Origin of the sequence: Lentzea alba, from assembly GCF_047445655.1 — a bacterium.
In the GTDB taxonomy this organism is placed as follows: Bacteria; Actinomycetota; Actinomycetes; order Mycobacteriales; family Pseudonocardiaceae; genus Lentzea; species Lentzea alba_A.
Map to the genome: position 1 here is coordinate 138,670 of NZ_JAJAEG010000027.1, position 10,575 is coordinate 149,244.

General features: G+C 71.0%; 9 protein-coding genes and 1 pseudogene. 5 read left to right on the forward strand and 5 right to left on the reverse strand.

Going from position 1 to position 10,575, the window contains the following annotated elements:
• Window positions 1-23: 23 nt before the first annotated feature.
• Entirely contained in the window at window positions 24-932 is a 909-nt protein-coding gene (locus LFM09_RS36575; RefSeq protein ID WP_414101181.1) for a hypothetical protein, read from the forward strand.
• 42 nt (window positions 933-974) lie between these two features.
• Window positions 975-1,151 (forward strand): hypothetical protein, encoded by a 177-nt coding sequence (locus LFM09_RS36580; RefSeq protein WP_414101182.1) that lies wholly within the window; start codon window positions 975-977, stop codon window positions 1,149-1,151.
• Between the two features lies 1 nt (window position 1,152).
• Here the strand turns inward: LFM09_RS36580 and LFM09_RS36585 are convergent, their stop codons facing one another.
• Genes LFM09_RS36585 through LFM09_RS36595 form a run of 3 tightly spaced genes read right to left on the reverse strand, consistent with a single transcriptional unit; the run spans window position 1,153 to window position 3,841 of the window.
• Entirely contained in the window at window positions 1,153-1,812 is a 660-nt protein-coding gene (locus LFM09_RS36585) for a response regulator (protein ID WP_414101183.1), read from the reverse strand.
• The gene (locus tag LFM09_RS36590; RefSeq protein ID WP_414101184.1) at window positions 1,809-2,945 is read right to left on the reverse strand and encodes a sensor histidine kinase; all 1,137 of its coding nucleotides are present in this window, start codon (window positions 2,943-2,945) and stop codon (window positions 1,809-1,811) included. The genes LFM09_RS36585 and LFM09_RS36590 overlap by 4 nt, the downstream gene beginning before the upstream one ends.
• Window positions 2,942-3,841 carry an alpha/beta fold hydrolase gene (locus LFM09_RS36595; RefSeq protein WP_414101185.1) on the reverse strand — a complete coding sequence of 300 codons (900 nt, stop codon included), beginning with the start codon at window positions 3,839-3,841 and terminating at the stop codon, window positions 2,942-2,944. Before LFM09_RS36595 ends, LFM09_RS36590 begins: the two co-directional genes overlap by 4 nt.
• A 42-nt stretch (window positions 3,842-3,883) precedes the next feature.
• On the opposite strand from LFM09_RS36595, the gene LFM09_RS36600 reads away from it, so the two are divergent.
• The 3 genes from LFM09_RS36600 to LFM09_RS36610 all read left to right on the forward strand — a co-directional run bounded on the left by LFM09_RS36600 (window position 3,884) and on the right by LFM09_RS36610 (window position 8,099).
• Window positions 3,884-4,492, forward strand: coding sequence for a TetR/AcrR family transcriptional regulator (locus tag LFM09_RS36600; RefSeq protein WP_414101186.1), 609 nt, complete (start codon window positions 3,884-3,886; stop codon window positions 4,490-4,492).
• 58 nt (window positions 4,493-4,550) lie between these two features.
• Window positions 4,551-7,265 carry a BTAD domain-containing putative transcriptional regulator gene (locus LFM09_RS36605; protein ID WP_414101187.1) on the forward strand — a complete coding sequence of 905 codons (2,715 nt, stop codon included), beginning with the start codon at window positions 4,551-4,553 and terminating at the stop codon, window positions 7,263-7,265.
• A 171-nt stretch (window positions 7,266-7,436) separates the two neighbouring features.
• Window positions 7,437-8,099 (forward strand): hypothetical protein, encoded by a 663-nt coding sequence (locus tag LFM09_RS36610; RefSeq protein WP_414101188.1) that lies wholly within the window; start codon window positions 7,437-7,439, stop codon window positions 8,097-8,099.
• A 10-nt stretch (window positions 8,100-8,109) separates the two neighbouring features.
• Here LFM09_RS36610 and LFM09_RS36615 read toward each other — a convergent pair whose 3' ends face one another.
• Together LFM09_RS36615 and LFM09_RS36620 are read right to left on the reverse strand one after the other, a co-directional pair.
• Entirely contained in the window at window positions 8,110-9,963 is a 1,854-nt protein-coding gene (locus tag LFM09_RS36615) for a fatty acyl-AMP ligase (RefSeq protein ID WP_414101189.1), read from the reverse strand.
• Window positions 9,964-10,005: 42 nt separating this feature from the next.
• Window positions 10,006-10,575 (reverse strand): annotated as a pseudogene (locus LFM09_RS36620) (hypothetical protein); the annotation flags it as partial.

Genomic DNA, 10,575 nt, shown 5'->3' on the forward strand with positions numbered 1-10,575 from the left:
TCGCAAGTTTTGTGGTGCTGGCCATGGTCGCGACCGGAGCCGGCGGTTCGCCGGCGTGGGCCGAGGGGGCGAGAGGCGATGTTCCGAGCGTCTCCGCGGTGCTGAACGACGCTGCGGCTGCTGTGGCCGCCGCTGGTCAGCCGCAGGCAGGTGGTCTGCGGGAGGGCGTGCGGGTCGACCTGCCGCAGGGATCGGACCGGACGGTGGAGGTCAGCGGGAAGGACCTTCCGGCGACGGCTCTCGGCCTGCCGGGCACGTCTGCCAGTGCGGCCGTGCGGGTTCAGGACAAGGCCGTGGTCCGCAGCGATGACCAGGGCTTCGCCGTTGTCGCGGAGCCTGTGGAGACCGGTGTTCGCGGCCTGGTCACGATCTACGACAGGACCGCGCCGACCCGCTACGACTTCACGCTCGGGTTGCCCGACGGCATCACCGCGACGCCGCGCGCCGACGGCGGTCTGACGTTGCAGGCACGCGATGGCGTCCAGGTCGGCGAGATCGCCCCGTCCTGGGCACGGGACGCCAACGGCGACGCCGTGCCGACGCACTACGAGCTGACCGGTTCGACGTTGACCCAGGTCGTGGAACACCGGAACAGCGCAGCCTACCCCGTGGTCGCCGATCCCAAGCTCACCTGGGGCTTCGGTGTCTACCTCAACCTCTGGGGCTGGGAGGCGAATGCCATCGGCGCCGCGCTCGGCATCGGAGCGGCGGCAAGTGGCGTCGCGTTGTGCACGGCCAGCAACATTCCGTCGGCCGCCACCAGGGTGGTCAAGCTGCTTTGCAGTGGTGGCGTGTCGGCGGCGTCGTTCGAACTCCTGAAGAATCTCGGGAACTACGTCAGGTCCGGCACCTTCAACAGCAACACCTGCTACCAGTCCAAGATCGGTGGCAACGGACAATGGGTCGGTGTCGACGGCAAGAACTGCGAGTGACAACCGGTTGTCGCCCTTGAACCCGCAGGAGGCTGTGTCTCGATGAAGAGGCTGCTGGGCATTACCGAAATGATCCTCTACATCGCCATCGGGGTTGTGCTGACGGCGTTCTCGATGCCCTGGTGGGCTCGAATCCTCGTCATCGTGATGGTCCTGGGTGTCGAGGTGGCCGCAACCAGGCGGACCCGGTTGGCTCTCCAGGAGACAGCTCGGACGTAGATCAGTCGGTGCCGCGGGCGGGGATCACGAGCCCGGCCTCGTAGGCGGCCGCGACGACCTGGGCACGCGAGGTCAGGGCGAGCTTGGCCATCAACCGGTTCACGTGCGTCTTCACCGTGGTCGGCGCCAGGTACAGCTTGTCCGCGATCTGGTTGTTGGACAGGCCGCGCGCGACCAGCACCATGATCTCGTTCTCGCGCTTGGTCAGCTCCGCGAGGTGCGCGGGGCTGACCGGCGCGGCGGTGAACTCGCGGATGAGCCGCTTGGTCACCGTCGGCGCGAGCAGGGCCTCACCGCTCGCGATCACGCGGACGGCCGCGACGAGGTCCTCCGGGCTGGTGTCCTTGAGCAGGAAGCCGGACGCTCCCGCGCGCAACGCCGCGTAGACGTACTCGTCGAGGTCGAACGTGGTGAGGACGAGCACCGCCACCTCACCGCCGAACGCCTCGGTGATCTGCCTGGTCGCCTCGATGCCGTCGGCCTGCGGCATCCGGATGTCCATCAGCACGACGTCCGGCCGGTGTTCGGTCGCGGCGGCCACCGCGGAGATGCCGTCCGCGGCCTCCGCGACCACCTCGATGTCCGGCTGGGCCCGCAGGAAGGCGGCGAAACCCGCCCGCACCAGCGCCTGGTCGTCCGCGACCACCACCTCGATGCTCATGCCGCCAGCTCCCTCGGCAGCGTCGCGACCATCCGGAACCTGCCTCCTGGCAACGGTCCCGCGTCCAGCGTCCCTCCACACACGACTGCCCGCTCGCGCATGCCGACCAGGCCGTGCCCGTTCCGGTCGGCATGAGGGAGCACGTGGTCGTTGAGCACCTCGACGCTCATGTGGTCGTCGAGATAACGCAGGCGCACCTGCACTTCGGCGTGGCCGGCGTGCTTGAGCACGTTCGTGAGCGCTTCCTGGACGATGCGGTACACAGCGAGCTCCCGCCCGGCGGTGAGTGGATACGGCTCACCTTCGGTGTGCACAGTCAGCGAAAGCCCGACGTCGCGCATCGTCTGGAACAGGTCATCGAGCTGGTCCAGCGTCGGCTGCGGCCGCAGCTCGGCGTCGAGCGGCTCCGGAGCGCGCAACGCTCCGAGCAGGTGCCGCATCTCCGACAACGCGTCCTTGCTCGTCGCCTCGATCACCTGCAACGCCTCGCACGCCTGTTGCCGATCGTCCGGCATGGCCCGTGCGACACCGGCCTGCACCGCGATCACGCCGAGGCTGTGCGCCACGATGTCGTGCAGCTCGCGGGCGATGCGGGTGCGCTCCAGCAGTGCCGCTTCCGCTTTGAGCTGCTCACGTGCCTGTTCGAGCTGGCTCACCACCTCGCGCAGCTGTGCGGCCCGCTGCCTGCTCCGCCGCGTGACCAGGCCCAGCCCGATCGCCCCGCCGAGCAGCACCACGTCCAGCACCGCCACCACGGGGTGGAAGTCGGCGTTGGCGGCGTAGCTCGTCACGGCCGCGGCGAGCGTCAGTGCCGCCGCCACCGCCGTGCTGAGCAGCGGCGAGTTCACCGCGATCGTGTAGAGCGCGACCTGCAGGGCCAGCCCGACCCCGCCGCCGGGATGGCCGCCGAGTGCGAGTGTCATCGCGGCCGCGAGCACGATCAGGAACACCGGCCAGGTCGCCCGGCGGCGCACCAGCAACGGCGCGATGCCCACGACTCCGACCACGGCCGCGCCCCAGCTCGGCAGCCACCCGGTCACCTGGTCGCTCACCTCGCGCACCACCAGCAGGTGCACCGCGATGAGGGCGATCACGATCAGCGAGTCGACGACGAGCGGGCGTTTGACGGTCACGACGAGTGATTGTCCCCGTCACGCACCGCCGCCGCTCGGTGTTGCGGGCATTGGGCGGTTTCGCCGCTGAGGCACTCACCACAGTGGACTCGCGTGATCCAGTCGATGACGGAGGAGGTGACGAGTTCGGGGTCGTCCCACATGGGAACGTGGCCGGTCCCGGGCAACAGCCGGAACTCCGCCCCGGGAATCTCACGGCGGTAGCGGGTGGCGGCCGTCGCGGGAGGGAGCACCCAGTCGCGCTCGGCCCACGCCAGCAGGACGGGCACGGCGATCTTGTCCAGGTGCCGCGGCAGTGCGTCCTCGCCGGACCGGAGCGCGCGAGCCAGGAGTGGCACGTGGTCGAAGCGCGCGGCGGCGCGCAGGATGTGCACGGCCTCGCGCGGGGTGGTCCGTTCCCCGTGGCGGGCGATGTGCCGGAACGCGCTTCGGCGGGCGCTCGCGGCACGGAAGACCAATGGCGCCAAGGGAAGCGCCCGGCGCGAGCTCTGCCCGGACTTCTCGAAGAACCGAGCGACGTGCTCGGCCACGGGATCGCCCGCATCCCACCCGCTCGCCGGGGACAACGCGACCACGCCGCGCGCCCGGCCACGCGTGGCGAGAACGATGCCGAGCGCCCCGCCCAGTGAGTTCCCGACGATGTCGACGGACCCGATCCCGAGCTCGTCCAGCTGCCGCTCGAGCGTGTCGGCGATGTCGGAGAGAGTGCGCACGCCGTGGGGAAGCGGCGGGCCGCCGTAGTGCCCGGCCAACGTCGGGGCGATGACCTCATGGCGCGCACTCAGCGCCGGCAGCACCGGGTTCCAGTGCTGCCACGTGCCCGTGGCGCCGTGCAGCAACAGCACCTGCGTGCCTTCTCCTGCCCGGTACAGCGCAGGTGAATTGCTATATGCCATCCGGGTAAGTTACCGTGCGGTCATATCGATGGGAAGGACGACATGACCGCGGTCGCAGGGACGAAGGGAATGCCCCGCGCCGAGCGTGAGGCGCTGATCCTCGACGCCGCCACGGTCCTGTTCGCCGAACGCGGCTACGTCGCGACCTCGCTGTCGGACGTCGCCGCCGCGGCCGGGATCACCAAGCCCCTCGTCCACAGCTACTTCGGCCCCAAAGACGACCTGTTCGCCGCGTGTCTCGCCCGCGCGAGCGCCAACATCGTGACCCACGTCGAGGACGCGCTCGTCGACGTCGCGCCGGGGCTCGACGCGGCGTTCGTCGTCTTCGAGGCGCTGTTCACGGCGCTGGCGCCACGGCCGCAGGACTGGTCACTGCTCTACGACACCCACGTCCCGCCCGGCACCACCGCCGCCGAGAAGCTCCGCGAACACCGGAGACTGGTGGCCGCGCCCGCGATCACCGGTGTGCGCCAGGGCGCCCTCGCCAACGGCCTCACCGACGCCGACGACATCACCGCGGCGACCGAGGTCTGGCTCAGCGTTCTCTCCGCCCTGGTGCGGTGGTGGCTCACGCACCCCGACCAGACCGTTGCGGACATGCTCGCCCGCTGCCACCGGCTGTTCGCCGCTCTCACCGGCCAGGAGCTGTAGCGGCATCGCTGCGTACCTCACTCGTAACGGTCCGTGACCGCCTGGGTAGGGTGATCGCGTGGGTGGTGGCAAGACGCGGTTCGCGGTGCTGGGGGCCATTGAGGCGTACGCGGGCGACGAGCCGCTCGATCTGGGGCCCGCGATGCAGCGCAAGGTGCTGGCGGTGCTGCTCGTGAACGCGGGGCAGACCGTGTCGTCGAACCAGATCGTCGAAGCGGTGTGGCACGACACCCGCCCGCACAACGCGTTGAACACGCTCTACACCTACATCGCCCGGCTGCGGCAGGTGGAGGGCTTGGAGATCGCACGGCGACCGGGTGGCTACCTGTTCGACGCCGAGCCGGAGTCCGTTGACCTGCAACGCTTTCGGACGCTGTTGCGGCGAGCGCGCGACCTGCCGGACGACGACGCCGCCGACCTGATCGGGGAAGCGCTGGGCCTGTGGCGCGGGGAGCCGTTCGACGCCGCCGACACGCCCTGGTTCGTGCAGCAGCGCGCCGCGCTCTCAGAGGAGAGGTTCGCCGCCCGGCTGCGGTACACGGACATCGCGTTGCGGTGTGGCAGGCACGGCGCGCTGGTGCCGGAACTGACCGCGGTGGCCGCCGAGCACCCGCGTGACGAGCGGGTGGCCGGTCAACTGCTGCTCGCGCTCTACCGCGACGGGCGGCAGGCGGAGGCGTTGCGCTACTACGAGGACCTGCGTGTCCGGCTGGCCGAGGAGCTGGGCGCGGATCCGAGTCCCGAACTGCGGCTGCTGCACCGGCAGATGCTCACCGGCGACCCGGCGCTCACGCTGCTCACCGGGCAGGCGGTGCCGTGCCAGCTGCCCGCGCCGCCGCCGGCGTTCGTCGGGCGTGCGGGTGTGCTGGCCGAGCTGGACGGTGCGGCGAGCGGGGTGGTGGTCGTCGGTGGTCCTGGCGGAGTCGGCAAGACCGCGCTCGTGTTGCGCTGGGCGCACGACCACGCGAGCCGGTTCCCGGACGGGCAGCTGCACGTGAACCTGCGCGGGTTCGACCCGTCCACGCCGCCGGCTCGGGCCGCCGTGGTGCTGCGCGGCTTCCTCGGTGCTCTGGGTGTGCTGCCGGAACGGACGCCGGACGACCTCGACGCGCGCAGCGCGCTGTTCCGCGAGCGGGTCGCCGGGCGGCGGATGCTGGTCGTGCTGGACAACGCGCTCGACGAGGACCAGGTCCGGCCGCTGCTGCCGGGCGGGAGCACCTGCCTGGTCGTGGTGACCAGCCGCAACCGGCTCACCGGGCTGGTCGCGTCCGAGCAGGCCCGGCCGGTCACGGTGCCGATGCTCACCGATGACGAGGCGATCGCGCTGCTGACCCACCGGCTCGGCAGTGCGCGGCTCACGGACTCCGACGCGCTGCACGACCTCATCCGGCTCACCGCGGGCCTGCCCCTGGCGCTCGCCGTCGTGGCGGCCCGCGCGTTGACGCATCCCGCTTTTCCTCTGGACGCGCTCGTCAAGGAGCTGCGGGACGAGCGCAGCCGCCTGGACGCCCTGGACGCGGGCGAACCGGCGTCGAACGTGCGGGCCGTGACGTCGTGGTCCTACCACCGGCTCTCCCCTGCGGCCGCCCGGTTGTTCCGGCTGCTCGGCGTGCACCCCGGCCCGGACATCGATCTGGTCGCGTCCGCCGCGCTCGCGGGAGCCGAGCCCGCGCAGGTCCGCCGGCTGCTCGCCGAGCTGACGAGAGCACACGTCCTGGACGAACCCGCTCCCGGCCGGTTCGCTTCCCACGACCTGCTGCGGGCGTTCGCTCGCGACGAAGCGACGCCGGGGGAGGCGCGGGAGGCACTCGGCCGGGTGCTCGACCACTACCTGCACACGGGATTCGCCGCGGAACGTCAGCTCTCCCCGCACTGGCCGCCGATCGACCTGGCTCCACCACGCCCCGGCGCGTTCCCGCTCCAGGCCGGGACCTACGACGAGGCCGTCGAGTGGTTCACGGCGGAACGCGCAGCGTTGCTCGCGTGCGCCGACCTGGCCATCCGTGACGGCTGGGACGTCCACGCCTGGCAGCTGCCGTGGGTGTTGTCGACCTATCTCACCCGCAGCGGCCACTGGGACGACCGCGCGGCCTCCCAGCGTGCCGCGCTCACCGCCGCACGCCGCCTGGGCGACCACGCGGCGCTCGCCGAGGTGTTGCTGCTGCTCGGCCGCGGGCACAGCGTCCTGGGCGACCAGCCACGCGCCGTCGACGAGCTCACCGAGGCGCTCATGTCCTACCGCGCCATCGAGAACCGCACCGGTGAGGGCATCGCCCACTTCTCGCTCAGCGTCGCCCATGCCAGGCGCAGCGACCCCACGACAGCGCTGGAGCACGCCCAGCAGGCGCTGGCGCTGTTCCGCCGCGCCGGCGACCGCGCGTGGGAGGCGTTCAGTCTCGCCGCGGCAGGCTGGTACCACGCGCAACTGGGCGAGGCCGACCTCGCCATCGACACCAGCACCGCCGCCCTGCGCCTGCTGCGCGACGTGGGAGACCGGGACTGCGAGGCGCACACCCAGCGCACCCTCGGCGTCGTCCAGCAGCAACGCGGTGACCACGCCGCGGCCGTCGGCCACCACCGGCGCGCCAGCCGGCTCTTCCGCGACCTGGGCGACTCCTACAGCGAGGCCGCGACCGCGGATCAGCTGGGCGACTCCCTCCACGCCCTCGGTGAGTCCTCCGCCGCGCACGAGGCGTGGAAACGCGCGGAGGCGTTGTTCGACGCCCTGGGGTTGCCGGAGGCCGACACGGTGCGGGCGAAGCTGGCCGACTGATCTCGAAACGGCAGCGGCAATGCTCACCCGACTTCTTTCACAGACCTTGAATTCGCAGGTCAGCAGCCCGAGAACCGAAGTGAAACCCTCGCTACCATTTACTCACATTGATGAGTGATCCAACAGCACGCGCGGCATTCACGCGCGGGGTGAAACAGGGGGCTGTAAAGGATGGGGAACAGGAACGCTTGGCTGAGCACGTTTTTCTTGTTCGGCGGATTCCTGCTCATCGGTGTGCTCGCCGACAAGTTCGGCGACCGCCTGGGGCTCCCTTTCCCGTTCTACGTCACGGGAGTCGGCCTGGTCCTCCTCGCCCTCGCAGGGTTGCTGAGGCCGATCTACAAGGACGTCCCGATCGATCCCAAGCTCGGCAACCCGTTCTACGTCGCCCTGTTCTACGCCGGCGGCGGAGCCTGGTTCTGGATGGCGACCGGGTTGATGTCGATCGGCGTCACCGGCTGGCTGGCATTTCCCGGGGTCATCTTCCTCGCAGGCGTGGCACTGCTCGCCATCGGAAGCGTCTGGCGGTTGGAGACGCTCGCGGTCATCGGGCTGGGTCTGGTGCTGGTCTTCAGCCTGGTGTGCATGATCGTTGGTGCGGTCCTCGTGTTCCCCCTCGGCTGGGGATGGTTCGTGCTGTACCTGATCGGCGCCGTGATCGCTCTGCTCGCACTCAGCGGGGTGACGGTGTGGTCCCAGGGGCGAATGGTCCCGCAGGCGGCCCGACCCGCGACATCGTCGGCCGGGCCGGCCGCACGGAGGCTGCCGGACGGGCGCGTGGTGGTCGGCCGTCGTGTGGTCAGGCAGCGACCGGAGGCGGACGGCCGACGATAGGCCTCCGCACCTACGCGCGTGGTACCTGCCCGGCGCGGAGCTTCCCCTCGGTGTAGGCGTCACGACACCCGGCCCGCAGCAGTTTGCCGCTGGCGCTGCGCGGCAACGTGCCCGGCTCGAGCAGCACGACGTCGTCCACCCGCACGCCGTGTCCGGTGTGGACGGTGCGGCGCACCGCCTTCGCGACTTCGTCACGGTCGACGTCGCCGAGCACTTCCACCAGCACGACGACCTGCTCGCGCTGACCGTCTTCAACCCCGAGCGCACAGCACCCGAGCACCGCTCGGTGCGCGGTCTCCGCTGTCGCCTCCAGGTCGTGCGGGTGGTGGTTCGCGCCGGCGACGATGATCACCTCCTTCGCGCGGCCGGTGACGAAGAGCTCGCCGTCCCAGCGAAAACCCGTGTCGCCGGTGCGCAGGAACGGGCCGCGCCTGCCGGGCAACTCGGCGTGGAAGACGTCGTCCGGGCGGTTCCAGTAGCCGGTGCCCACGCTCGGGCCCTGCACGAAGATCTCGCCCACCTCGCCTTCCGCGCACTCCTGCGAGGTGTCCTGGTCGGCGACCACGACCGTGATCGACGGCGGGACGGCTCCGCAGCTCACCAGGCGCCTGCCGCCGGGAGGACTGGTCGGTCGGACTCGGCCCTTGGTCAGCGCTTCGGGGTCGCAGCGCAGGGTCAACGGCCCTTCTCCGACGACCGCGCTGGTGACCATCACGGTCGACTCCGCGAGGCCGTAGCCCGGCACCAGCGCGCCCCGGCGGAACCCTGCGGGGGCGAACACCTCGCAGAAGCGGTCGAGCGTCTCGGCCCTGACCGGTTCGCCCCCGATCAGCGCCATCTCCCAGCCGCTCAGGTCGAGGCCCGCGAGCTGGACCTCCGCGATGCGCCGGACGCACAGGTCCAGCGCGAAGTTCGGCGCGCAACTGTCGGCCCGGCCCACCTGCGAGATCAGCCGCAGCCAGCTGATCGGGCTGCGCACGAAGACGCCCGCCGGGAACAGCAGGGCGGACCTGCCCGCGTACAACGGGTCGAGCACGCCGCCGATCAGGCCCATGTTGTAGTGCGACGGCAGCCACGACACGCTCGTCGGCCGGGGCAGGCCGTCCTCGTCGGACGCGCGGTAGAGGTTGTCGTGGATCAGCGCGAGGTTGTGCAGCACGTTGCCGTGGGTCAGCGTCACGCCCTTGGGCTCGCCGGTGGATCCGGAGGAGTACTGCAGGTACGCCGGGGTGTTGATGCCGATGGAAGGCGGCTTCCAGCGACCGGCCAGTGCGGGTTCGGTCTCGTCGGTCGCGTGCCGCACCAGACCGGACAGCGCCGGGGACTCCTCGATCACCCCGAGGCACTTCGCGAAGGTGAGTCCGGTGGAGAGCAGCAGTTCCGGACGGCAGCTCGCGGCGATCGAGGAGATCCGGCCCGCCTTCAGGCTCGTGCGGGTGCCGTCGAGCGGCGCGACCGGCACCGCGATCAGCCCGGCGTACAGGCAGCCGAGGAACGCGATGTGGAAGTCGAGGCCGGGTTCGAAGCACAACAACGCTCGGGTGCCCGGCTGCGCGAGATCGGCCAGGTGCACCGCCACCGCCCGCGCCCGGCGGTCGAGGTCGGCCAGGGTGAGCGCGTCNGCCGAGGAACGCGATGTGGAAGTCGAGGCCGGGTTCGAAGCACAACAACGCTCGGGTGCCCGGCTGCGCGAGATCGGCCAGGTGCACCGCCACCGCCCGCGCCCGGCGGTCGAGGTCGGCCAGGGTGAGCGCGTCCCACTCCGTCCGGCCGTCGGCGTAGAACGAGTACGCGCGCAGGTCGGGTTCGGCCGCGGCGCGGGCCTGGCACAGCTCGACCAGTGTCGTGAACTTGCGCCGGCCACCGGCGACGCCCTTGGGCAGCCGTACTCCGTCGCGGAGGTGCATCACTTGTCTCCCAACATGAGCGAGCGACAGGCCGCCCTGCGCAGCTTCCCGCTCGTGGTGAGCGGCAGCGTGCCGGGTGAGAGCAGTCCGACCCTGGACAGCAGAACCCCGTGTTCCGCCTGCACCGCTGCCGCGACGGCGTTCCTGATCTCGTCTCCGGAGGTCGTGCGGTGGCGGTGGTCGACCTCGGCGAGCACCACTACGTCCTCGCCGTCCATCACCGCGCACGCCGTCCGCACGCCGGGATGACTGCCCACCGCGGTCGCCTCCAGGTCGTACGGGTAGAGCTGGCGGCCGTCGACGTCGAGCAGGTCCGGGATGCGGCAGGTGACGAAGAGCTGGTCCTCGAACAGGAATCCCAGGTTCCCGGTGCGCAGGAACCGGCGATCTCCGACCAGCGCGCCGAAGGTCCGTTCGGTGCCCGCCGGGTCGTTCCAGTAGCCGACGCCGATGCTCGGGCCGGACACGAGGATCTCGCCGACCTCGCCGCGGCCGAGTGGCGCGCAGGTCTCCGGATCCGCGATGACCACGTCCAGCGAGGGGTCCGGTTCGCCGCAGCCGACCAGGCT